At 58.3% G+C, this 24089-nt stretch carries 20 protein-coding genes and 1 tRNA gene; 9 read left to right on the top strand and 12 right to left on the bottom strand.

Going from position 1 to position 24089, the window contains the following annotated elements:
* The first annotated feature begins 175 nt into the window (after window positions 1-175).
* The gene (locus IH404_RS13720) at window positions 176-604 is read left to right on the top strand and encodes a glycine zipper domain-containing protein (RefSeq protein ID WP_032875586.1); all 429 of its coding nucleotides are present in this window, start codon (window positions 176-178) and stop codon (window positions 602-604) included.
* 65 nt (window positions 605-669) lie between these two features.
* Here the strand turns inward: IH404_RS13720 and treS are convergent, their stop codons facing one another.
* The gene (gene treS / locus IH404_RS13715) at window positions 670-2733 is read right to left on the bottom strand and encodes a maltose alpha-D-glucosyltransferase (protein ID WP_194438000.1); all 2064 of its coding nucleotides are present in this window, start codon (window positions 2731-2733) and stop codon (window positions 670-672) included.
* A 97-nt stretch (window positions 2734-2830) separates the two neighbouring features.
* Complete coding sequence (locus IH404_RS13710) at window positions 2831-3649, bottom strand: AraC family transcriptional regulator (protein WP_194437998.1); 819 nt, start codon at window positions 3647-3649, stop codon at window positions 2831-2833.
* 186 nt (window positions 3650-3835) lie between these two features.
* On the opposite strand from IH404_RS13710, the gene IH404_RS13705 reads away from it, so the two are divergent.
* The 5 genes from IH404_RS13705 (at window position 3836) to IH404_RS13685 (ending at window position 10337) form a co-directional block, all read left to right on the top strand.
* Window positions 3836-5461, top strand: coding sequence for an APC family permease (locus tag IH404_RS13705; RefSeq protein WP_194437996.1), 1626 nt, complete (start codon window positions 3836-3838; stop codon window positions 5459-5461).
* An 11-nt stretch (window positions 5462-5472) separates the two neighbouring features.
* Window positions 5473-6399, top strand: coding sequence for a 4-hydroxyproline epimerase (locus IH404_RS13700; RefSeq protein WP_194437994.1), 927 nt, complete (start codon window positions 5473-5475; stop codon window positions 6397-6399).
* Between the two features lie 35 nt (window positions 6400-6434).
* Window positions 6435-7382 carry a dihydrodipicolinate synthase family protein gene (locus IH404_RS13695; RefSeq protein WP_005788086.1) on the top strand — a complete coding sequence of 316 codons (948 nt, stop codon included), beginning with the start codon at window positions 6435-6437 and terminating at the stop codon, window positions 7380-7382.
* Between the two features lie 133 nt (window positions 7383-7515).
* Window positions 7516-9087 (top strand): aldehyde dehydrogenase (NADP(+)), encoded by a 1572-nt coding sequence (locus IH404_RS13690; RefSeq protein WP_194437991.1) that lies wholly within the window; start codon window positions 7516-7518, stop codon window positions 9085-9087.
* 2 nt (window positions 9088-9089) lie between these two features.
* A complete protein-coding gene (locus IH404_RS13685; protein WP_194437988.1) occupies window positions 9090-10337 on the top strand; it encodes an FAD-dependent oxidoreductase in 1248 nt (415 codons plus the stop codon).
* A 15-nt stretch (window positions 10338-10352) separates the two neighbouring features.
* Here the strand turns inward: IH404_RS13685 and IH404_RS13680 are convergent, their stop codons facing one another.
* Window positions 10353-11336, bottom strand: a complete 984-nt coding sequence (locus tag IH404_RS13680; protein WP_194440670.1) for a GlxA family transcriptional regulator — start codon at window positions 11334-11336, stop codon at window positions 10353-10355.
* Between the two features lie 553 nt (window positions 11337-11889).
* On the opposite strand from IH404_RS13680, the gene IH404_RS13675 reads away from it, so the two are divergent.
* On the top strand, window positions 11890-12135 hold the full coding sequence (locus tag IH404_RS13675; RefSeq protein WP_005788077.1) for a hypothetical protein: 246 nt from the start codon (window positions 11890-11892) through the stop codon (window positions 12133-12135).
* Window positions 12136-12197: 62 nt separating this feature from the next.
* On the opposite strand, the gene IH404_RS13670 is transcribed toward IH404_RS13675, so the two are convergent.
* The 6 genes from IH404_RS13670 to IH404_RS13645 form a co-directional block, all read right to left on the bottom strand.
* Window positions 12198-12380, bottom strand: coding sequence for a hypothetical protein (locus IH404_RS13670; RefSeq protein WP_194440718.1), 183 nt, complete (start codon window positions 12378-12380; stop codon window positions 12198-12200).
* 178 nt (window positions 12381-12558) lie between these two features.
* Entirely contained in the window at window positions 12559-13284 is a 726-nt protein-coding gene (locus IH404_RS13665) for an META and DUF4377 domain-containing protein (RefSeq protein ID WP_232289425.1), read from the bottom strand.
* A 586-nt stretch (window positions 13285-13870) separates the two neighbouring features.
* On the bottom strand, window positions 13871-14851 hold the full coding sequence (locus tag IH404_RS13660; RefSeq protein ID WP_199803501.1) for an MBL fold metallo-hydrolase: 981 nt from the start codon (window positions 14849-14851) through the stop codon (window positions 13871-13873).
* 128 nt (window positions 14852-14979) lie between these two features.
* Complete coding sequence (locus tag IH404_RS13655) at window positions 14980-15918, bottom strand: DUF481 domain-containing protein (RefSeq protein WP_242462598.1); 939 nt, start codon at window positions 15916-15918, stop codon at window positions 14980-14982.
* A gap of 542 nt (window positions 15919-16460) precedes the next feature.
* Window positions 16461-17213, bottom strand: a complete 753-nt coding sequence (locus IH404_RS13650) for an alpha/beta hydrolase (protein ID WP_194440635.1) — start codon at window positions 17211-17213, stop codon at window positions 16461-16463.
* A 303-nt stretch (window positions 17214-17516) separates the two neighbouring features.
* Window positions 17517-18836: a serine hydrolase gene (locus IH404_RS13645; protein WP_194440634.1), complete on the bottom strand. Its 1320-nt coding sequence runs from the start codon at window positions 18834-18836 to the stop codon at window positions 17517-17519.
* Between the two features lie 312 nt (window positions 18837-19148).
* Here IH404_RS13645 and IH404_RS13640 point away from each other — a divergent pair, with 312 nt between their 5' ends.
* Window positions 19149-20111: a LysR family transcriptional regulator gene (locus IH404_RS13640; protein ID WP_194440633.1), complete on the top strand. Its 963-nt coding sequence runs from the start codon at window positions 19149-19151 to the stop codon at window positions 20109-20111.
* 277 nt (window positions 20112-20388) lie between these two features.
* Here IH404_RS13640 and IH404_RS13635 read toward each other — a convergent pair.
* Together IH404_RS13635 and IH404_RS13630 are read right to left on the bottom strand one after the other, a co-directional pair.
* Window positions 20389-20462, bottom strand: a tRNA-Cys gene (locus IH404_RS13635).
* Window positions 20463-20676: 214 nt separating this feature from the next.
* Window positions 20677-22956, bottom strand: coding sequence for an acylase (locus IH404_RS13630; RefSeq protein WP_194440632.1), 2280 nt, complete (start codon window positions 22954-22956; stop codon window positions 20677-20679).
* Between the two features lie 237 nt (window positions 22957-23193).
* On the opposite strand from IH404_RS13630, the gene IH404_RS13625 reads away from it, so the two are divergent.
* A complete protein-coding gene (locus IH404_RS13625; RefSeq protein ID WP_005788058.1) occupies window positions 23194-23574 on the top strand; it encodes a hypothetical protein in 381 nt (126 codons plus the stop codon).
* A gap of 15 nt (window positions 23575-23589) precedes the next feature.
* On the opposite strand, the gene IH404_RS13620 is transcribed toward IH404_RS13625, so the two are convergent.
* On the bottom strand, window positions 23590-23784 hold the full coding sequence (locus tag IH404_RS13620) for a hypothetical protein (RefSeq protein ID WP_005788056.1): 195 nt from the start codon (window positions 23782-23784) through the stop codon (window positions 23590-23592).
* Window positions 23785-24089 lie beyond the last annotated feature (305 nt).

Genomic DNA, 24089 nt, shown 5'->3' with positions numbered 1-24089 from the left:
ATCGCGTGATCAAAAATTTATGGACGAGGAAACGGAATTCAAGAGGGCTGCAAGAAATTTTTTCTTGCGCCAATGACTATCGCAAAAACCGCAGTGATACCGCATGTGCTCTAATCTGAATGCCAGGCGTGCTTTAACCCGTGAGCGCCTGAGACAGCCCTTGAGGTACAAAAAAATGAAAATGACATTCCCTGCCCTGGCATTGGGCATCCTGATTTCCCAAGGGGCCCTGGCCGCCGGAGATGGCACTGCCGCGCTGGGCGGCGGTGTCGGCGGCGCGTTGGGCAATGTGGTAGGCCAACAGCTCGGCGGTTCGACCGGCGCGGCTATCGGTGCAGGCGTGGGCGGCGCCGCCGGTGGCGCGGTTGGCGCGCAAAAGGGCAATAAAACCGAAGCGGCGATTGGCGGCGGTTTGGGTTCGGCAGGCGGGTCGCTGATTGGCAATCGCCTGGGCGGCACCACCGGTTCGACCATCGGCGCAGGCGTCGGTGGTGCAGCCGGTGGCGCGCTGGGTAATAACCTGGCCGATGACGAGAGCGATCATCGCTCAGGCGGCGCCAAGCACAAAGGCAACAAGCATAAGCACAAGAATAAGCATCATTGATCGGCTTGCCATAATGCCAGGTGTAGGAGCGAGCAAGCTCGCTCCTACGTCGGGCCAATATCCATTTACATCGGCGTGCTGCTCACTACCCGCAATGCCAGCCCTTCATAGGCATCCAGCGTAATCGTGAACGTGCCCTCCTCTGTCAGGTCCCCTTCTACACGCTCATTGATGATATCCACCACCGGCCCCGGCGCGATGTTAGGCAGGTGCAGGGATTCGGTGATCGGCGTGGCACCAAAGTTCAGCGCAGTGATCTGCGTCCCCTTACCCGCCGGCAGTTCGTGAACCATGACCAGCAACCCCGGATGCTCGACATCCGGTATCAGGATCTGACGGCTCGCGGCGATGTCGTAGGCGCGGCGTACGCTGAGGATTTTCTGCAGTTGCGAAGCGAATGAATCCGGATCCTGCAACTGGTGGTTCAGGCTGCCGTACAGGCTTTTGGAGCGCGGCATCTGCCCGGCCGACAGCTCGGCCTCGGGGTTCAGGTCCACCAGATCGTAAGCGCCGCGATGTATCCAGCGGGTATCACCATCGGCCATCAGGTGCGCCACGTCTTCGGCCGCCAACGGCAGCGCGCCCACCAGGTCCCAGCCGGATAACGCGAACACCCCAGGCTGCATGGCGTTGTACATCACCAGCAGCAAATGGATCTGGCGAATCTGCTGGGTATCAGCCTGGGTAATCGCCTCAAGGTCACGAATGCCCAAGGCAGCAGTGATGATGCTGACCGTGGTGCAGGACACGCCGTTGGTGACGAACTTGAGGTTGTACGGCGCATGTTCACCGGTCAGGCGTTCGTACATCTGCTCGCGGATATGCTCGCGCAGGATGTTGCCGGGAAAAGTCTGGCCCTGGAACAGGAAGGTGTCATGGGCGTGCAGCGTCCAGAAGTGCACCAACTCCAGAGTCAGTTCATCGTGGTTCTGCAGCGCGTGGATCAACGAACCCGGGTCGATGCCCAGCGTGTGCATCTGGCGCAGCATCAGGCGCAGGAATTCGGTGTCGCCCATCAGCAACGCGTGCTGGTAGGCCGGCCGGGTGATGAAGTCGTATGACAGGTCTGCACCGCCGTGGGACATGGAGGCAATGTCATCCACAGTCAGGTTGAGTTCCTGGAAGCTGAAACCACCGGCCTTGCGAATTGCGCCGCCGAGCAACTGGTTGCCGGTGATCGACAGCGGATGGCTTTCCGACCAGGCCGTACCATCGAGCTTGCGCTCCACACCGAGAAAACCGTTGGCGTCCAGGCGCAGGATCTTTGCGCCCATCACATCAATGGCGTGCAACGCATCACCGATGATCATCTGCTGCGCGGCGAACGAGGGGTCCAGCCAATTGAGCGACGGCTGGCCTTCCTTGAAGTAATGCAGGTACACCCATCGCCGTGGTTTGCCATCCACGCCGACCACCTCTGGCGTGGCGCTCCAGTCGGTTTCCTTTACCCCGGGTTCGAAGAAGATCACCCGCTGCAACTGGCCAACGATGTAGTGCTTGTCGCGCAGCGCATCCACCTGCATCGGGCTGAGGTTCTGCGCATCACGGCCCTCGACCACGTCCGGCAGCAACGGCCAATCTTCCTCACGGATTTCCACCATGTGGTACAGCCCGGGGTAGTCCTCGTAGGCCATCTCCGCGAGGCGAAAGTCCGCGCCCTTGCCGGTGTGGGATGGGATTACATCGTCGATGATCACCGCATTGTGCGCGGCGGCCATGCGCGTCAAGGCCTGCAACTGCGCCTCGGTGCCCAGTTGCGGGTCGATGTCGAAGCTGATGCGGTCAAAATTGCCATCGATGGTCGGGGTGTGTTCGGTGCCAGCCAAGCCACCGGACTTTTTCAATGGGCCGTTGTGAATGCCTTGAATGCCGATTTTCGACAAGGCATGCCACAGGGTTTCATCCCCCAGCGCTTCGAGCACCGTGCCGCCTTCGCGGGTGACAATCGACGCCGGGTAGGCGGTGAACCACACTGACGACAAGGCTGACGCATCACGCGGCCGGGTATGCGCGTAGGGCTGCTGCCACAAACGCCCTTGCCCGGAGTAGAGCTTGGCCCGCTGCCGCGCCGCGTGCAGCATGGATTGTTGCACCAGCCAGTTCACATGATCGTTGTTCGCCGCGGTCATAAGCTCGGTACCTGTGGTCGTTAAAGGTTACTCGTAAGCATATGAGGGGCGTGCGCGCCATTCGTTGCATTGAAATAGAGCCAGGGCCGGCCGCAATCTAAAATGTCGAATCGTCGCACCGCCCCTCCCACACTAGATTTTCGTCTGTCTTGTCTCTTGGCGTTGTCTGCCGATACTGCCTGGGGGTGAACCCGGTCGATGCCTTGAACTGGCGGGTAAACGCGCTGTGGTCGGTGTACCCACACTGCAACGCCACCTCGGTAATCGGCAGCTCGCTATGCAACAGCCGCCGGGCATGTTCCAGGCGTACCTTCTGGATCATCTGCCGGGGCGTCAGGTGGAAAACACGCTTGCAGTAGCGCTCCAGTTGCGCCACGGATATCCCGGCAATACGGGTCAGTTCACCGAGGGTCACGCGACGGTTGAAGTGGGCGCGGATGTGTTCATCCACCGCCGCCAGGCGTTGATAAGCCGGATGGGTTTCGCTGGCCGATTGCAGGTCTACCGAAATCCCGGCCAAGCCAATGATTGCACCGAGCCGGTTGTAAAGCGGCCATTTGTGCGTGAGGCACCAGCCGGGTTCGCGGGTGCCGTAGAGGTGTAATTCAAGCTGGTCTTCCAGCACCCGCCCCTGTTCAAGCACACGCCTGTCCTGCTCGGTATAGCCCGGCCCCAGTTGCGCAGGGAACACCTCGGCGCTGGTCTTGCCCAGCAGCGGTTGCAACTGCCTCAGGCCGCAGCGCTGCACCAGGGTGCGGTTGGCGAGCACGTAGCGGGCGTCGATGTCCTTGATAAAAATCGCGGCGTTGGGCAGCACGTCGAACATCGGTAATAACTGCTCTACCCCGTTCAATAGCTGCTCGATGCTGTCGGGGCGGCTGCCGTGGAGAAGGCTCGCAAACGCGCTGTGCAACATGACTTTCACCGCCCTTTTATTGATCGACGGCCAGCAGATTGCGCCATGTGCCGGGCGCTGTCGAGTGCGAGAAATTGTGCTGAATTCGTCATTCATCCCCACGTAAAACATCAATCGCCGCCGGGCTGGCGGGTTCACGATAGCGCCACTGCATGCCTATCCAATAACTCACAAGAAGGCGCCGCTATGTCAGGCCAAGGCAAGTTCAAGAAACAGTTGTCACTGATGGACCTCACCTTTATCGGGCTGGGAGCCATCTTCGGTTCGGGTTGGTTATTCGCCGCCAGTCATGTGTCGGCCATCGCCGGCCCGGCAGGGATTTTTTCCTGGTTGCTGGGTGGGTTCGCCGTGCTGTTGCTGGGCATTGTCTATTGCGAACTCGGCGCCGCCCTGCCCCGCGCCGGTGGCGTAGTGCGTTACCCGGTGTACTCCCATGGCCCGTTGCTGGGCTACCTGATGGGCTTTATCACGCTGATCGCGTTTTCCAGCCTGGTGGCGATTGAAGTGGTTGCCTCGCGCCAATACGCTGCAGCGTGGTTTCCGGAGTTGACCAAGGCCGGTTCCAGCGACCCGACCACCCTGGGCTGGCTGGTGCAGTTCGCGCTGCTATGCCTGTTCTTTATCCTCAACTACCGCAGCGTCAAGACCTTTGCCATCGCCAATAACCTGGTGAGCGTGTTCAAGTTCATCGTGCCGTTGCTGGTGATCGGTGTGCTGTTCACCTTCTTCAAACCGGCGAACTTCCAGATGCATGGTTTTGCACCGTTCGGCCTCTCGGGCATTGAGATGGCGGTGTCGGCTGGCGGCGTAATCTTCGCTTACCTGGGGCTGACGCCGATCATTTCGGTGGCCAGCGAAGTCAAGAACCCGCAGCGCACCATTCCCATCGCGCTGATTCTCTCGGTGCTGTTGTCGACTGCCATCTATGTGCTGCTGCAAACCGCGTTCCTCGGCGGTGTGCCCACCGAAATGCTCGCCAATGGCTGGGCCGGCATCAGCAAGGAGCTGGCCCTGCCGTATCGCGATATCGCTCTGGCGCTGGGTGTAGGTTGGCTGGCTTATCTGGTGGTGGCCGATGCGGTGATCTCCCCCAGCGGCTGCGGCAATATCTACATGAACGCCACCCCGCGCGTGGTGTATGGCTGGGCGCAGACCGGCACCTTTTTCAAGATCTTCACGCGCATCGATGAAAAGTCCGGCATCCCGCGTCCGGCGCTGTGGCTGACCTTTGGCCTGTCGGTGTTCTGGACCCTGCCGTTCCCTTCCTGGGAAGCGCTGATCAACGTGGTATCCGCCGCGTTGATCCTGAGCTACGCCGTGGCCCCGGTGACCGTCGCCGCTCTGCGCCGCAATGCACCGGCCATGGCGCGGCCGTTCCGGGTCAAGGGCATGGCGGTACTGGGCCCGCTATCATTCATCATCGCCGCGTTGATCGTGTATTGGTCAGGCTGGAACACGGTGTCATGGCTGTTGGGCCTGCAAATCCTGATGTTTGTGGTGTACCTGCTCTGTGCACGCTGGGTACCGACCGCGCACCTCAATCTCAAGCAGCAAGTGCGCTCTTCGGCCTGGCTGATCGGCTTCTACGCCGTGACCATTTTGCTCTCCAAGCTCGGCAGCTTTGGCGGTATTGGTGTGATCAGCCACCCGTTTGACACGCTGGTCGTAGCGGCCTGCGCCCTGGGCATCTACTACTGGGGCGCCGCCACCGGTGTGCCGGCCCACCTGGTGCGCCTGGAGACCGAAGACGATGAAAGCGAAGCGGTCACTGACAGCCACTACGACACTCCCCTCTCGGCGGCCACTCACTGATGGAACCTTCCATGAAGCGACTGCATGTAATCGACTCCCACACCGGTGGCGAACCCACGCGCCTGATCATGAACGGCTTCCCGGCTTTGGCGGGCACCACCGTCGCCGAGCAGCTTGAAGATCTGCGCACTCATCACGATCAATGGCGTCGCGCCTGCCTGCTGGAGCCACGGGGCAACGATGTGCTGGTCGGTGCACTGTACTGCGCGCCGGTCACGCCGGGCGCCACCTGTGGAGTGATTTTCTTCAACAATGCCGGCTACCTCGGCATGTGCGGCCACGGCACTATCTGCCTGGTCGCCTCCCTGCGCTACCTCGGCCTTATCGCGCCAGGTGTCCACACCATCGACACCCCGGTAGGCCCGGTGGCAGCCACGCTGCACGAAGACGGTGGCGTAACCCTGCGCAACGTGCCCGCCTACCGCTACCGCCAGCAGGTACCGGTGCAGGTGCCCGGGTATGGCGTGGTGCTGGGCGACATCGCCTGGGGCGGCAACTGGTTTTTCCTGGTGTCGGACCACGGCCAGGCCCTGCAGATGAGCAACGTTGACGTCTTGACCGACTACACCTGGGCGATGCTCAAGGCCCTTGAGGCCCAAGGTATTCACGGCGCAGACGGCGCGTTGATCGACCATGTCGAACTGTTCGCCGACGACGCCCAGGCCGACAGCCGCAACTTCGTGATGTGCCCCGGCAAAGCCTATGACCGCTCCCCCTGCGGCACCGGCACCAGCGCCAAGCTCGCGTGCCTGGCCGCCGATGGAAAACTCGCGGCGGGGCAGACCTGGGTACAAGCCAGCATCACCGGCAGCCACTTCCAGGGCCGCTATGAATGGGAAGGCGAACGCGTGCGTCCCTTCATCACCGGCCGCGCCTTCATGACCGCCGACAGCACCTTGCTGATCGACGAACAGGACCCGTTTGCCTGGGGCATCTGAGCCTTTTATTTATTAACCTGAATGGAGTTAGCACCATGAGCGACAACATCTTCACCGGCTGCATGCCCGCCCTGATGACCCCCTGCACTGCCGAGCGCCAACCGGACTTTGACGCACTGGTCGCCAAAGGCCGCGAGCTGATTGATATCGGCATGAGCGCAGTGGTGTATTGCGGCTCCATGGGCGATTGGCCGCTGCTCACCGAGGCCCAGCGCCAGGAAGGCGTGGCGCGTCTGGTCGCGGCCGGCGTGCCGACCATCGTCGGCACCGGCGCGGTGAACAGCCGTGAGGCCGTATCCCACGCAGCCCATGCCGCCAAGGTCGGCGCCCATGGTTTGATGGTGATTCCCCGTGTTCTGTCCCGTGGGGCTTCGGTCACCGCACAAAAGGCCCACTTTGCAGCGATCCTCAACGCCGCGCCCAACCTGCCGGCGGTGATCTACAACAGCCCCTACTACGGGTTCGCCACCCGCGCCGATCTGTTTTTCGAACTGCGCCGCGAACACCCGAACCTGATTGGCTTCAAGGAATTCGGCGGCGGCGCCGACCTGCGCTACGCCGCAGAAAACATTACCTCCCAGGACGATGACGTAACGCTGATGGTTGGCGTCGATACGCAAGTGGTGCACGGCTTCGTCAATTGCAACGCCACCGGCGCCATCACCGGCATCGGCAACGCCTTGCCTCGGGAAGTGCTGCAACTGGTGGCCCTGAGCAAAAAGGCCGCCAAGGGTGATGCCAAGGCGCGGCGCCAGGCCCGCGAACTGGAAGCTGCGCTGGCGGTGCTGTCGTCGTTCGATGAGGGCTGTGACCTGGTGCTGTATTACAAGCATTTGATGGTGCTCAACGGCGATCAGGGCTACGCCCTGCACTTCAACGAAACCGATGTGCTCAGCGCTGCCCAGCGCCGCTATGCCGAGCAGCAGTACGCGCTGTTCCGCCAGTGGTATGCCAACTGGTCGGCGGAACAAAACGTCGCTTGATTTTCTGTAGGGGTGGGCTTGCTCGCGAAGGTCGTTAACGATAACGCGTTCATCCTGAATAAACGCGTTATATGCACTTTTTTCGCGAGCAAGCTCGCTCCTAAAACAACCCTCTATTTTCCAGGATGCCCCCATGACTCTGACAGGCAAGATGCTGATCGGTCAGCAATCCCTTCATGGCCGTCGCGATGCGATCCGGGCCATCAACCCAGCCACCGACACGCCACTGGAACCCGCCTACGCCGGCGGCGATACCGAACACGTGGGACAGGCCTGCGCACTGGCCTGGGCTGCCTTCGATATGTATCGCGAAACGTCCCTGGCAGATCGCGCCAGGTTTCTTGAAACCATCGCCGACAACATCGAAGCCCTGGGCGATGAGCTGATCGAACGCGCCAGCACAGAGACCGGTCTGCCCCGCGCGCGTATTGAAGGTGAGCGCGGCCGCACCTGCGGGCAGTTGCGCGCCTTTGCACGCACTGTACGCCTGGGCGAGTGGCTCGACGTACGGGTCGATAACGCGCAACCCCAACGCCAGCCCCTGCCCCGTGCCGACCTGCGCCAGCGCCATATCGCCCTGGGCCCGGTAGCGGTGTTTGGTGCCAGCAACTTTCCCCTGGCCTTCTCCGTGGCGGGCGGCGATACCGCATCGGCGCTGGCGGCGGGCTGCCCGGTCATCGTTAAAGCTCACAACGCCCACCCTGGCACTAGTGAGCTGGTGGGCAGTGCCATTGCACAGGCAGTAAAACAGTGCGGCTTGCCCGAGGGCGTGTTTTCACTGCTCTATGGCTCGGGTAACGAGTTGGGTGTCGCACTGGTGACCGACCCGCGCATCAAAGCCGTGGGTTTTACCGGGTCACGCGGTGGCGGTATCGCCCTGTGCCAGGCTGCGCAGGCACGCCCTGAGCCGATCCCGGTGTATGCGGAAATGAGTTCGATCAACCCTGTGTACCTGTTTCCTGCCGCGCTTGAAGCACGGGCCGAGGCATTGGCCGAAGGTTTCGTCGCGTCACTGACCCAAGGTGCCGGCCAGTTCTGCACCAACCCTGGCTTGGTAATCGCCGTGAAAGGCAGCGCCCTGGACCAATTTATCAAGGTCGCCAGTGATCTGCTTCCACGGTGCCCGGCGCAGACCATGCTCACCCCAGGCATTTTCAGCGCCTACAAAACCGGCGTGAGTGCATTGGCCCGGCACGCCCAAGTCGCCGCCAAGGGCCTGGCGGGAGCTGGGCCGAACCAAGGCCAGACCCATCTGTTCGTAACCCAGGCCCAGGCATTCCTGAGCAACGAACACCTGCAGGCCGAGGTCTTCGGCGCCGCCTCGCTGGTAGTGGAATGCGACGATGCCGAGCAAGTGCGACGGGTATCCGAACACCTGGAAGGTCAACTCACCGCGACCTTGCATATGGATGACCTGGATCTGCCACAAGCCCGGGCCCTGCTGCCCGTGCTGGAGCGCAAGGCCGGGCGCCTGCTGGTCAACGGCTGGCCGACCGGCGTGGAAGTGTGCGACGCGATGGTGCACGGCGGGCCCTTCCCGGCGACCTCGGATGCGCGCAGCACCTCGGTGGGTACGGCGGCGATCCACAGGTTCCTGCGGCCGGTGTGCTATCAGGATTTTCCGGATGCGCTGCTGCCCGCTGCGCTCGGGCACGACAACCCGCTAGGGCTGCGGCGCCTGCTTGACGGCCAGAGAGAGGCGTAGCCATGGCCCAGCCCAATCAAGCAGACATTGTGGTGGTGGGCGCCGGCATCATCGGCGTCGCCTGTGCCTTGCAGCTGGCGCGCCAGGGCCGCCAAGTGCTGGTGGTCGACGCGCAGGCGCCGGGCATGGGCGCCTCCTATGGCAATGCCGGTCATCTGGCGACAGAGCAAGTGTTCCCCATTGCTGACCTGTCGATCCTCAAGCGCTTGCCGGCCATGCTGCTGGACCCCATGGGCCCACTGCGCCTGGACTGGACCTACCTGCCCCGCGCTCTGCCCTGGTTTATTCGCCTATTGTTGAATCTGCGACCGGCAAGCTACCAGCGCACCGTGGCCGGCCTGCGTGCATTGAACGAAGGCAGCCTGGGCGCGTGGCAGCGCTTGCTGCACTCCATTGGGCAAGCGCATTTGTTGCGTGAAGACGGTTCGCTGCTGGTGTTTGAGCGCGCCGAATCCCGCGCTGCCATCGATGCGTTGCAGCAGCGCATGACTCAGCAAGGCGTAGCGGTGAACTTCTGGAGCGGCGATGCGGTGCGCAAGGCCGCGCCACAACTGAGCGACGCGATACAAGGCGGATTGTTCTTCCCCACTACCGGGCACTTTCTCGACCCGTACACCGTGGTGGGCGAACTGGTGAACGCGGCCAAGGCCGAGGGCGTGCAATTTCTGGAGCAGCGCGTGTTGGATGGACGCCTGGAGGGCAACGGCGTTTCACTGATGACCGACCAAGGCGTACTGACGGCACGCCAAGTACTCATCGCCTGCGGTGCGCACTCGGCCAAACTCACCGCCGCACTGACCGGCAAACAGGTGCCGCTGGACACCGAGCGCGGTTATCACCTGATGCTGCCCCACGAGCATCAGCGCCTGCCCTTTGCCGTCACTTCGCTGGAGCGCAAATTCATCATGACCCCCCTGTCCGGCGGTTTGCGCCTGGCCGGCACAGTCGAATTCGCCGGACTCGACCGCCCGGCCAATATGCAACGGGCCTGGCAACTGCACCGTCTGAGCAAAGGGCTGTTTCGTCACGACCTGAGCGACAGCCAAGCCACCCCCTGGATGGGGTTTCGCCCCTCCCTGCCCGACTCGCTGCCGATCATCGACCGGGTGTGCGACGGCAAAGTGCTGCTTGCGTTCGGGCACCAGCATTTGGGGCTGACACAGGCGGCGGTGACCGCCGAAAGGGTTGGGCAACTTGCGACGGGAGAGCGGGTGCCTGAGTTACGGCCCTATCGATTGGAGCGGTTCTGAGACAGCTCAAGATGCTTACCTGACCAACCGCTTCTCCTTGGAGGGGCGATATCCGAAATACGCGCTGTAGCACTTGCTGAAATGGCTCGGTGAGACAAACCCGCACGCTACCAGCACATCCACCTGGGACAGCTCGGTATGCTGCAGCAGGCGCCGCGCTTCGGTCACACGCAATTCCATGTAGTAGCGTTGCGGCGTAGTTCCCAGTTGCTCCTTGAACAGGCGCTCCAGTTGGCGGCGGGAGCGACCGGCATAGACGGCGAGTTGGTCGAGTTCCAGCGGTTCTTCGAGGTTGGCGTCCATCAACTTCACCACTTCACGCAGCGGTGCGCTGACACAGACGTTTTCGGTGGGTTTGATACGGCGATAGCGCGACTCTTCGAACGCGAGGATATCTTCGATACCTTCGACCAATGCTTTGCCATGCAGGCTCTTGATCCAGTCCAGCGCCATGTGGAAAGCGCCGGATGGGCTGGACGCAGTGAGGCGATCACGGTCGATCACGTAGGGCTCGCTGGTGACCTGGGCGCCTTTGGATACCTCCGCCAGCGCCGGACGATGCTCGGGATGAATGGCGCAGCGATAGCCCTGCAACAGGCCGGCGCGACCGAGAAACCATGAGCCGTTCCACAAACCCGCCAGGCTGACACCCGCCTCGGCCGCGCTGCGCAACAGCTGGATAAAGGGTTCGCTGGCCTTGAGTTCGGTGCGAAAGCCCCCGCAAATGACCAGCAGGTCCAAGTCCGGCAAGACCGCAGGTTCCAGGCTGGCATCGGGGCGGATGACCAGGCCCAGGTCACTGACGACTTCGCCTTCACCCCAACCGAAGGTGCGCGAAGCAAATAGCTCGGGGCGCAACAGGTTAGCGGTCACCAGCGTGTCCAGGGTCTGGGTGAAAGCGGGCAGAGAGAAGTGTTCAAGCAGCAGGAAACCGACGCGGGTCACCAACGCTGCTTGCCGGGAGGGATCGTTGAGGTAGCGCAGGTTCTTGCCTTGCATGCCACCGCTGAACTGGCGTCTTTCCATCGAGGGTGGACCCACTTTTATTGTTGATGCAGTGGGCGCTATCTTAGGGGCAAATACGGTGGCTGTCTCAGGGGGCGGCACTGATCTTTATAAAAACTGTTGGCTTGAAAAGGCCCGGCGCAGGCGCTAACGGGCAATCTGATACGGTTTTTTCTTTTCTATCTGCGCCTGTATTGAAAACCGCTCCAGGCGGACAATAGCCCCATCCCGACATTCCTGTCGTCCCCCCTTCCCTTCGGAGGCCTTATGACCAAGATGGCAATTTTCCTGTTCGGCTTTTTGGTGCTGACCATTGGTATCGGGATGCTGGCGACTATCTCGCCGGTGTAGGCGCATTTCAATTCAGGAGCGCGTTTCACAAAGCTTTCACAGGCGAGCGCCTATTGTGCCTACAGCTCCTGAAAACATCCCCTTTAGCCCGCCCCCCATCGCGGGCTTTTCTTTGTCTGTAATTTTCCCTTGTGCGCCGGTATGACTACCCTGTCGTACACACTTAAGCTTTTTACCCCACACAGAGTGCACGCTTTTGATAGACGACCTCGACGGCCCCAGGACAGCGCAACAGGAATTGTTCTACGACCTTGAAGACGCCAGCGCGGTTATCGGCTGGTCGGTGTTGCAACTGACAGCATTGGCAACAGGCGAAGCATCCAATAACGTGGCGACGTTAACGAAGGTCTGCGCGCTACTCACGGCCCAGCAGCAAAGGCTTGAAACCTACGCAAGTGAAGTCAAGGCCCAGAGAATCAATAGATCCGAGGCCAGTGGCTGACGCCGAGCCTCGGATCATCGGACTGAAACCGGCGCGAATGGCTGGCCCGGATTTATGCTCAATCAGCGGTTTTGAGCGGAAGGCTGCTGACTACCACCTTGTTGTTTTTTTACACGCTTACGTGACCTGAGCTCGTATTGATGGTGAATAAACCAGGCAATCAACAGCACGCCGGTCACGGTGAAAACCAGGGTCAACAGCTCTATTGCGGTACCTTCGTGTGAAAACATTTTTTCGTCCCTCATCCTGAAGTCGTTTGACCGAAAAAAGCCAAACCGAAATTGTTTGTAATAATTCAAACATTTTCAGGGTAGTTGGCAAACACACACGTGACAACCCCAACCGAGCTGAAACCGTTGATCTAGACGTGTCACTCGTCGAAAAACGGCCATTTTCTCGAACGTCACCGGCTTAGGGTCTCGGTTACTGACTAGTCCCGGAAGCGTCCTGCTCGACCACCATATCCAGTACGTAGACCTTTGAAGGTGCGTCTGCGGGCGGATTTTTCCATTCGTATTGCTTGACCCGCAGCACAGTGCGCACGCCGTCATGATGCTCGAAGCCTTCGATAGGCTGATACAGCGGATGCCATGCGTCCTGGGTCGCAAGTTGCAGGCCGGCGTCGTCATAGCGTCGCTCGCGCACTTGAAGGCACTGATAGTCAGGAATCATCGGGTGACTGCACTTGATGGTCTTGGCGGCCACCTCCAGGAATTTGACCTCACCCTTGCTCCCGTAACGCGTCTGCGGCGTAGCCTCGCCCTGCAGCCTGAGCACCGAGCCGTTGGCGGTAGTCAGTTGCAGCACCGGCGCCGTGTTGTCGCCGGTGATGACGGCGCGCAGGTCGCCCTTGAACAGTCGAGCGACCTCTGCGTCAAGGTCCATCAGGCTCTTGTCGCAAGCCATAAGCGTTGAAGCCAGTGACTGCACTTTCAACACCCCGTCCTGATACTGATAGCCGCCGAACTGGCCGTTGCAGCCACCACTGATATTCAGATTCTTGTCACCGAAGGAAACGCGCAGCTTGCGTTCGATGCCTTTGTTCAGAGCGACGAGTGGTTTACCCGAAGCATCATTGGCCGAAACCAGGTTCCAGTAATAGGCAGGTAAAGCTGGCTGGGCTACAGCAGCCGAGGTAGTCGTGAGCATGGAGGGCGAGTCCTCATGGCTTTTGGAGGTGGAGGCACAGCCCTGGATCAGTACAGCGCAAACGGCTGCAAGAAGAATGTTCTGTTTCATGGTTGTCTCGGTCAGCTTTGATAAGTACGGACATAGTCCTGCGCTTGCCACCATACGCACTGAATAAGGGCGCTGGAAGCGCTGCCAAATCACAGGCAATAAAAATCCGTGGCCTCATTGCGCCGACTCACAGGCCTTCAACGGCTCCTTGGGGTGCAATGCACAGATGTCAAAACCGTCACGCCGGGTATAGCCCGCACGCTTCATACATACAAATCGCTGGGCCATCTCTTGGAAGCTGGCCTTGGGATCAACGCCGGAGCCATTCTTTTCACCACACGCCAACATGGACGCAACAACATCCTGGTGACTGGCGCCGGGTTTCTCCCACAACTCGGCATCGGCTGATTACTGCTGCCTGCAACCGACACAAGGGCGAGCACATAGGGCTATTTTTTGGACGCCCCCGTATTTCTCCAGGAAAATTAGGTCCTTGCGTTCTCATAATTTGGCGGTGGCTTCCGTAGGCCAACCGTGTGGCGGGCCTATTCGATGTCTACCGGGCATCTAGATCGATAGGGGCGAAAGCGACAGGCAGTTGCACCTTCACAGCGTCCCGTTGTGCCAGGGGGAGCAACATGGCCATGCTCTGATCGAAAGCGTCCAGTATGCGCGGCATAGCGGTCAACGGTTGGTCCAAGGGCTCAAAAAAATTATCCCAATGGATCGGGATCACGATTTTAGCGCCCGTCTGGACAACCGTCTCTTGCCAATATTGAGCGACAAACTCCGGGGTTTGTTTACCTAAAGTTCCGATGCCGAGAAACACCACATCTGCCCTGACATCCTTGAACTTGCCTGGACTGTAATTACCACTGGCGATCACCAGAAGACGGCGGCTGCCATGAGTGATCAGGTATGAGAAGTTTTCGCCAACTTTGAAATCCCCCTCCGGGACAGGGGTGTGCAGCGGATGATCTATGAAGCCTGGTGAGGTGGGATGTGGTGAATGCGGGGTCTCGAAGGCTTTGATTTGAAATTGACCAAACAAAAAAGAATCTCCGTCTTTGATTACCTTGATACGCTCAGGAGGTAATCCGGCACCCAGAACGGCGTTGGCAGTCGATTTTGTACCCAATATGGTAGCGCCTGTTTTGAGAGCCACCAAGCCACTGTCCAGGACATGGTCGTAATGCGAGTGCGCGACGAATATCGCTGCAAGCTTGGAAATGCCAGCGCCGCGCAAACTCGCATCGATGCGCTGCTCATTAGGCTGTATAGGCGTCAGTAGCACCGAAAAAATACTGGGCCGTGAGAAAAAACCGTCCTCCATGATTGCTGTCTCCCCATCATCGAAGCTCAATGTGCCAGCCCCCAGAAAACGCACCGTCAAGTCCGGAGATCCTTGACCGCCTTGCGGTCTTAGCGAAGCAAAGGGTTGAACCGAGGGTGATGAAAATTTCCATGCCCCCCAGAGCGCCCCTGCCACCACTGCAATAACAAATGCACAGCCCAACATTTTTTTGCTACGACTCACGCTTCATCTCCCGATATTGAAATGGACAGGCATCGCTCGCCTGCATAGGCGGATCTAAATTTTTGTATCTAAGCCGCTAGGAAATAGTACGCCCGGCCTCAGCATCGTGGATGCAGCCAAAATATACATCACCAGTTCACACCAAAACCGGCTGTATATCTAGCACTGTCCAAGTTGCTATTATCGGACTTACCCGCGACTACCGCGTGTTCGTACTTCAAATTTAAGGAAGCCCATTCTGTGACGCTGTAGCGCAAACCTAGCTCAGAGTCATAAGCATAGTATGCTATATCACTGAGCGGCCTTCCCAGCTCACCCGATGTGAAAAATTCAAACTTTCTTCCGACTAGATATCGTTTGAAGTCCCAGCGGGCAGATGTGAAGTAAAACGTATTACTGCCACCGCCTGAGTACCCGAATCGCATACGATTTAGCAGTGCAACAACGGTAAGATTGCCTAATTGATCGTCCCAGAATTGGTAGCCGGGACCGGTGCCAATTTTTCGCCTAGTTTGTAGGTTTTCGATCTGGTCTTTTTTGTAACTCAAGCCGCCTTCCCAAAGCCATCTATCGGTGAGGAAACGAATCACAGAGTACTCGGCACTCCAGTTTGCCGTACTTGCAACCTCATCGTCGTCTTCGCGGACGTGAGCAATCGCGCTATGGCGCCAAGGGCCACTGACAAAACTTGTTTGTGCTGCCAGGTTAACATTATCCTTCTCTGTCTTAACCTTTTCAGCATGAAGCGCAAGGTCAATATTCCCCTTCCAGATTGCAGCCTTGAGGTTGGGTTGGGGTTTCATAACCTGATCGATATTATTAAGGTCGACGAAATTCAAACCAACGCCTACAGCAGGCTGCACATTACCTCGCGGACCGGCCCGAATCGATTCAACCGTTCCTTGCAACTGGCCCACTTGCCTTACCATGAGCGGCTGCTTGCTTTCCAAAGTCTGAATCTGGTCCTTACTGATCGTTATATCGCCTCCGTAACTCGTACTTAGAACAAGATTTGCGCCCTCCATCAAAATAATGTCTCCGCTGATATGGTCACCATTTTTCAGCATTACATTGTCCGCAGATGCGCATGGTGAAAGAACGCTCACGCAGACATAGCACGACAACATCACCGCCGCTAATCGCATGACGAACCTACCGCGCTTGGGATACCTACCATATAGTACAATTACCGTGCTTTACGTTACGAAGAACCGCCCTCCGTTCGCTCTGCAGCATGAAGTCAGCATCGCAATTTCAATGCCGTCGTTAGCCGCGAGATCTTAGTGTCTAAATAAAGCTATTTAGCCAGGGGGATATTTATTAAAAGCGCTCACTCTTTGCATCTCAAAGGCAAGCTTATCGGCAACGCGAACAATGCCTGTGCGTTCTTTGATTGCTGCCAAATTGGTGCCGGCGATGCACGATGAATAGTCATCATCTTATAAGGTATTCCATGTGGAAGCTGTACAGCGATTGGTGAAAACCCAATCTACACGGGCGCCATTAAAGCGCCAAACTCACGCCGCGATAAAATGAACTTTTTCACGTGTACTTTCCCACCTCCTGCATGAACGCCAAATTTAACTGACAGTTGGCATTCGCACTAACGCTAAAGGAAACAAGCTATTTTATCCATGGCTTGTTTCGCTTCAGGTATCGGGAAGATTGGCCATACGTGAATCATTCCTCGCCCTATATGCAACTGAACCTCACCTCCGAGTGCCAACGTTTTCTCAGAGAAATTGATTGCATCGTGGTGAGCAATGTCGCGCGTGCCAGCGAAAATAAGGATCGGAGGTAGATTTTCTGGATCTCCGTTAATCGGGCTTACGTAGTCGTGGTCCGTGCCGAGACCTCCCGCATACATCATGCCGGCCGCTCTTAAACCTCTCGCGCAGAGCATTGGATCTGACTTCTCCGTTCTTGATATCAACTCGTTACTCAAAGTGACATCCATCCATGGGCAGATCAATACTAGTTTTGTAGGTTGAATACATCCGATGTCTGTCAACGCGTAGCAGAGGGCAACTGCAAGGCCGCCGCCAGCTGAATCGCCCATTACATTCATTGCGTGACATCGAGCGTTAAAGCAAGCAAGCTTATATATAGACAACATGCGAAAAATAACGATTTTACATTTAGTCTCTGGTGCAAGAGGATAAAGCGGCACTATGATAATATAGCCATATCTTTCGATTAACGTTTGAAGGAAGCGCCAGTGCAAAAATGTGATAGGCCAAACGTAAGCACCACCATGAAGATAGAAAATATGTTTTGAGTTTGCTTGGTCATTTTTAGGGGCTAGCCTGTAGACTTCGATACCATCAACTATCTGGAGTTCGATAGAGATTTTTTTGTGCATTTTAATAGTTGGTCTTGCAGGACCCTGCTCTCGTGATTTTCGAAAACTCTTGAGCACTTTGTCCAAGGAGCCATAAACTGATTTTCGCCTGATCAACAAAAGATAGGCTATCAGTGCGCGACTTCTAAAACTAGGCTTTTGAGGATTAGTTAGCGAGCCCACAGTATCACCCAGTATAAATATAAAAGTTAAATAAGTAATCGTTCAGACCTGCGCTGATCAACGAGTCAGCATTGGCGAACGGTACATCGCGGAACACTGCCGCCCATTCTCCAATGCCTGCTATTACCGCTTTTCATCGCACTATAGTGAGTTGGCCATCAAGTGATTGGCCACCGCTCGATAGGCGGGCAAGGTAGTCGGATCGAAGTTCGAACTGCGAGCCAGGGGATGCGAGGCATAACGCACAATGACCATTTTCGCCTTGGGGTCGATATACATGCTTTGTCCGTGAAGCCCACGCGCCGAGTAGACGCCATGAGTGTCGTGGGACACCCACCACATGTCGCGATAACTCCAGTTTGGCAGTAGCTCATAGCCCGCCTTCGCGAAGTCTTGCTGGCTGGCGCCCCCGCGAATATCCGCGATCACGCTCTTGGGCACGATCTGCTGGCCGTTAAACTTGCCGCCCAGGCGCATCATCTCGCTGAAACGGGCCAAGTCGCGCAACGAGGTGTTGAAACCGCCACCGGTAAACGCGGTACCCACTTCATCGACGATCAAGTAGGCGTCCTGCTCGGCGCCCAGCTTGCTCCAGATGCGCTCTTGTAGATTGACCGCGATGGGTTTCCCCGTTGCGCGCTGGATCACCCAAGACAAAACGTCAGTATTGACCGTCTTGTAAGCAAAGGCCTGACCGTGCTCGCCCTCTTTGCGCAGTTTCATCAGGTATTCGGTCACCGTGGTAGCGCCGGCGTACCCCTCCGGCCGCGGCGTCATATGGGCGGCTCGCAAGTACTCCCAGATTTCCGCTTTGGGGTCGGCGTAGTCTTCCGAGTAGCGAACACCGACTGTCATATCCATTACCTGGCGTACCGTGGCATCGCCAAATGCACTGTCCTTCAACTCCAGAACGTAGTGGCTGACCTTCGCCTGTGGGTCGATACTACCTTCCTCGACCAGCATCGCCCCCAAGGTGCCGATAAAAGATTTGGTGACCGACATCGCAATGTGCTGGCCCTGATCAGTCAACGCGCCGAAGTAGCGTTCATAGACCACCTGCCCACGGTGCAGTACCAGGATCCCATCGGTGTAGTTGGCCTTCAATGACTGTTCCCAGGTCATAGTGCGGTCGCTGCCCAGTGGAGTGAAGACCAGGGCGTCGATGTCTTCGCGTTCGGCGCGAGGTAACGGGCTGGCTGCTCCCTTTCCACGCGCGACCTGCACGCTTGGCAACAGCTCGCGCAGATGCGAGAACGACCAGCGCGTCTGCGGGAACTGCAGGATGCTGCTGAACCCCACGACCTTTTCCGGCGCCGGCGGTGAACCTTGCATCCAGCCTATGACCTGTGGATCGCTGGCGTCGGCACTGAGGAACTGCGGCTGGACGTCAGCCTGAGCCTGGGAACATGACAGGGTCGCGCTGCCCAGCAAGGTTTGCAGAGCGTCTATTTTCACTTGCATGTTTGTCTCCTTCGCACGCTTGATTACTCGGATTGCGTCGCAATCGGGTGGCCGGCAGGCCTTTTCCATTCACGGCAACCAATTAGGCCTAAGGCCGCAAGATCACCACGGAGCTCTGTACTCAATTGCAGATCGTGAATGCCTTTGAAGATCTTCGAGAAGGTCTCACTCTTTTTTAAAGTTGAGCCGGCCGTCATCGTTTCAGGACATCGAAACGCAAACGGACAGGCTGCCAACCAAGCGCAAACTCTGGCGAAGTTTCTGGGAGTGAGGTACAACCGTCCAATGCAAATATGAAGAGTGATTGATGCATTGAGCGACTTAATTGACTTGAAGCGAATTCGTCACCTGGTCTTGCTTGGAGAGGAACTACACTTCTCCCGGGCCGCAGAGCGAGCCCATCTTTCGCAGACGGCGTTCAGCCGTAGCATCCAGTCGCTGGAAAAAGACCTGAGGGTACGCCTGTTTGATCGGGACACCCGTTCAGTGACGCTGACATTCGCCGGTCACCAGCTCATTGCTCGGGCACGCGAGATGCTGGCGTGCGCCGACAAGCTGGTCGCGGAGGCCAGCGACATCGCCGGGGGGCAGGGAGGTGAACTCAACTTCGGCGTCGGCATGATGACCGCCAACACCACCCTTCCCAACGTGCTGCTGGCCTTGCGCAAGAGTTCGCCCAAGCTGGTGGTGACCCCTGAGGTCAATTACTGGCATCACCTGGCCAACCAACTGGCCCGGGAAGACATCGAGTTTGTCGTAGCGAGCGTGCGGGTCGAACAGGGGGTGGACCCACGCTTTGACGTTCGGAGTTTGCCGCCACAACCGGCCTCTATCTTCTGTCGCCACGAGCACCCACTGGCTCGACAGGTCGAGCCAGTGACGTATCAGCAGCTACTCGCCTACCCGTGGGCTGCCGTGACCACGGACGACGTGCACGCCCGGGCGCTATTCGGAATGCCCTCGACGACACTGCTGCCGTGGACATTGGTGTGCAATGAGCTGAACTGCCTGCGTCAGGCCACGCTGACTAGCGACGCCCTACTGCTCACTTGGCAATCTTGGCTAGCGCCTGATCTGGAGAGTGGGGTGCTGATTGATCTAATCCAAAAAATCCAGCCCGCGATCCCCATACATCTGCGCTATATCCCGGAAACCATCGTGTTTCATGCCGGCCGCACGTTGTCACCCATCGCCAGAAAAACCATCGCACTGATCGTCGACGAGGCAGAAAGACGCCGACCTGTCGTAACTCAGCCAGCGGTCATCTCAGACTAACTTCAGACTACGGTCGAGTTCCATCTGAGCAAACGAAGCGCTGGCCTGCATGAGAACCGAACTTTCTCTCTTTCCCCTCCGTTGTATGCAGGGCTGGGGGGAGTTGGAGGCTGCTTTCGACATGGATCAATCTGCTGGAGCAAAAGGCCAACCACACCCTCCCCTGGCATTGTTCTGCCCCCTCATTGCGATCAACAATGAGTAGGGTTGCGGAACACTTCTCAAATCACAGGCAATAAAAAACCCCGTAGACGTTAATCTACGGGGTTTCTAAGAGTGGAGGCCGAGGTCGGAATCGAACCGGCGTAGGCGGATTTGCAATCCGCTGCATAACCATTTTGCTACTCGGCCTCAAACGATCAATGTCCTTGTCGCTGACATTCACCGCATACAAACTTGAGTGGGCTATGTGAAGCTTGCCTATACTCTAACTCATTGAATACATTGAAGTTTTTAATGCTTCATTGCGTTCGATGGGCGCCATTATGTACTCATTTGCCTATGCCTGCAACCCCTTGATTTCAAAAAATATTCTGCTCTGGCATCAAGGGGTTGCGGGCCTGCCCTACTCCTTCACGGTGTGGAGTTGGTACTGCGGATCGGCCTTGATCTGAGCGTCGGTGAACGGCAACGGGCGCAGTTTTTTCTCGGAGAAGGCTTGAGTCTGGTCCTTTGAGTAAGGGGACGCCGGGTTGCTGGATTCGGAGAACGCCAGCACGCCGACTGCGTTGGGGCCGTTGTTATCAAAGGTGACGATTTGCAGGTAGCTGGTGCCGCTGACGACCTCGCGTTTGCCGTCGGCGCGGGGCACGGTTTGCATGGCGTTGTAGATACCCAGCTCTTGCGGCCCGCCGTGGATGGGGGTTTGGCCGCTGACCTGGATCTCACCCCAACGGCTCAGGCCGAGTTGGTTGACGTCTGCGCTGGAGGCCAGCATGGCTTCACGCAGGGCGGTGGCCACCGGCGCGCGATCAATGGCGAGGCCGCGGGGCGTGGTCAGGGGGTGGGCCGGGTCGAAGGCGACACGCCAGGCGTCGGGAGTTTGCTGCAGGTGCTGCATCAGGTTGATGAAGTGCACCAGGCCGATGCCGCTGTCGAGGTTGGCGCGCCGGTCCCAGGCTTTCAGGCTGGTGCACAGTGGCTGGAGCGCGGCGGCGTCGGTGCCGAGTTGGTTGGCGCAAAAATCGAGCAGGTCCGGCATGACTTGGCCCGCCAGGTACACCTCGTTGTCCATGACCATATTTTGCAGGTCGCTGACGCTGATCGGCTGTTTGTCCAGGGATTGCAGGCGTTGCAGGGCGAAACGTGCGCGTGGACTCAGGCCGATGTCGTCCTGGCTGATCACCGGCGAGAACCCGCTCAGCGGCGCCTTGGGGTTGGCCATCCAGGCGGAGTCGTTGGAGTGCTGTACATAGTCGGTGCGTTGCAGCTGCGGCAACTGCGCCGCCGGGAAGATCCCTGCTTGCGCAGCCTTGGGGTCAATGTCCCAGGCGCATGCACTGCGGCTGCCGTCGAGCATGATCATTTGCAGGCCGGCCCGTGGGTCGCTGCATTGCGCCAGTTTGGCAGCGCTGACGTTGGGTACGACCGACAGGTTCATGTACAGGCTCTGGCCCTGATCATCGGCAGCCAGGGTGTTGACCCATGGGATGCCCTGAAAGGTGTGCACCGCAGTTTGCAGCTCAGTGATGCTGCCCGCACGATTCATGGCGTGCCACTGTTGCAGCACGCGGTCGTTGCCCAGGTTCGCGTCGCGCAGGCTGAAGGCGTACTTGTTGTCCCAGTCCAGCTTGCCGGGCCATTGCACCACGGGGCCGAACTGCGAACTGTAGACGGTGTGGGCAACGTCTTTGAGGCTGCCATCGGCCTGTTTGACCTGCACGGTCAGCGTGGTTTTATCCAGAGCAACGGACTTGCCGTCAAGCATATAGCGCGTGGAATCCTTGGGGTCCAGGGTCAGCCGGTACAGGGTGAAGTGCTTGGAGGTGTCCACGGTATGCGTCCACGCCACATGCTGGTTGAAGCCGATATTCACCACGGGTAACCCTGGCAGTGCGGCACCCATTACATCCAGCTGGCCGGGGATGGTCAGGTGCATTTCGTAGAAACGCATGCCACCCACCCATGGGAAATGCGGGTTGGCCAACAACATCCCACGGCCATTGAAAGAACGATCACGCCCCACCGCGACGGCATTACTGCCCCGGTCGAGGCTGAAGCGTTGCTGATGCGCGGCGGCCTGTGCAAATGCCTGCGCGCCGGGTTGCACACCGGCGATGGCTTGGGGTGGCGTGGCGCCCACCAAGGCTTCGGCGAACTGACCGATGCCACCTTCTACCAGCAACCGGCGCGTCAGTTTGACCAGATCCTCTTTAACCAACGGTCGTACCCACGCCGCCTGGCATTGTGCAGGTGCGCCCTGCTCCTTCAAATAGCGGTTATAGCCGGCCACGTAGCCTTCGATACGCTGGCGGATCTGCGGGGTCTGCGCACGCCAGAATGCCTGCACCGCGCCGGGTGTATTGAGCCAGGTAAAAAACACATCGCTGGCGAGATTGTTGCGTTCCTCCAGGGTGGCCTGCTCGGGGCCGAAATAGCGCGCGCGCTCGCCGTTCACCGTGACCACTTCATTGGCCAGCAGGCACAGGTTGTCCTGGGCATACGCGTAACCGATGCCAAAGCCCAGGCCACGCTCGTCATTGGCGCGGATATGTGGCACGCCGTAAGTGGTACGGCGGATATCGGCCGACGCCTGAGCCACATGCTCGCGCGCCGAAGCTGCAAAGCTCAGCCCCAGCAACACCCCTGCCACGCAGACTCTGGACAACCCGTTGGAAATAATCACGCAGACCCCGCAGTCAAATTGAACACCCTCGGTAGATACAACTACCCCACCGTAAGGACGCATTTAACCGGGAATAATTTAGCCACGAATGGGGCTTATCCAGGCCGGCGACAGTGTGACAAACCTGATACCGACAAATTTTCTACATTCGGCACTTCATGATTTTGCTCTCTCGTTCGTCTTATTGAATAAGAGCACCATCATTTTCCTGATCAGGCTCTGATAAGGAGTTTTTGCATGTACAACCCGCAAGTGCCCACGGATGGACATTCACCGACTGCCGAGGCCAACTACGGCAACGGTTCACAAGACTTTGGCAAGGCACCCGAACAGCAAGGCAACCAGCGCATTCGCCATTTGCTCAAGTGCTTCGGTCTGCGCACCAGCCTGATTCGGCTGAAGGTCATCGACGCCCTCCTCACCGCCGCCGACAATCAGCGCACCCTGGGGGTGCGGGGCGTGCACAGCCACTTGCTGGAGCTGGGCATCCCATTGTCGTTTCTCAGTGTGCGCGAGGTGCTCAAGCGTCTGTGCAGCGAGGGCGTGATCACCCTCAATGCCGATAAAAGCTACAGCCTCCATGAAGAGGCTGCCAAAGTGCTCGAAGGTCGCGCCTGAGTCACGCCGCGCTGATCAGAAGTGCGGCTTGACCTTGCGACGCATGATGCCGTTGATCACCACTACCACCACGGCAATCGCAATGGCCAGGTACTGGAAGGTCTTTTCGCTGATCACGCCAATGTTCTGCAGGTAGGACAGGCCGAACATCGAGGCCAGCACGGCCAGGGCGATCAGAATCGAGTATTTCAAGCGTTGCTTTTGGGTCATGACGAAGTTCCTGAACCTTAAAGAATGTATCCGCTGTGTTTCGCCGCACATACCCGAAAATCGGGACGAACCGGGTCGGCTGCGTCTCATGTTACAGGCGATCAAAAATTTTGGCTTGTTCGGCGCTCACACGGGCCGTCGCTTTTAATCGTTGAGAGGGCAATCCCCTCGCGTCTTGCTGACTTGATTTCTCACACACCACAGGTAGCCATGTGGGAACCGTAATGCCCAGAGCGCACACGAATCAGTGCGCTCAAGCTACAGGTATGTAGTCTTTGGGAGCGTTGACGTTTCCATGCCTGAAA

The organism is Pseudomonas sp. OST1909, from assembly GCF_015277575.1.
Lineage (GTDB): Bacteria > Pseudomonadota > Gammaproteobacteria > Pseudomonadales > Pseudomonadaceae > Aquipseudomonas > Aquipseudomonas synxantha_A.
Note: the sequence above shows the minus strand (reverse complement) of the source record. Positions and strands in the feature narration are given on the sequence as shown.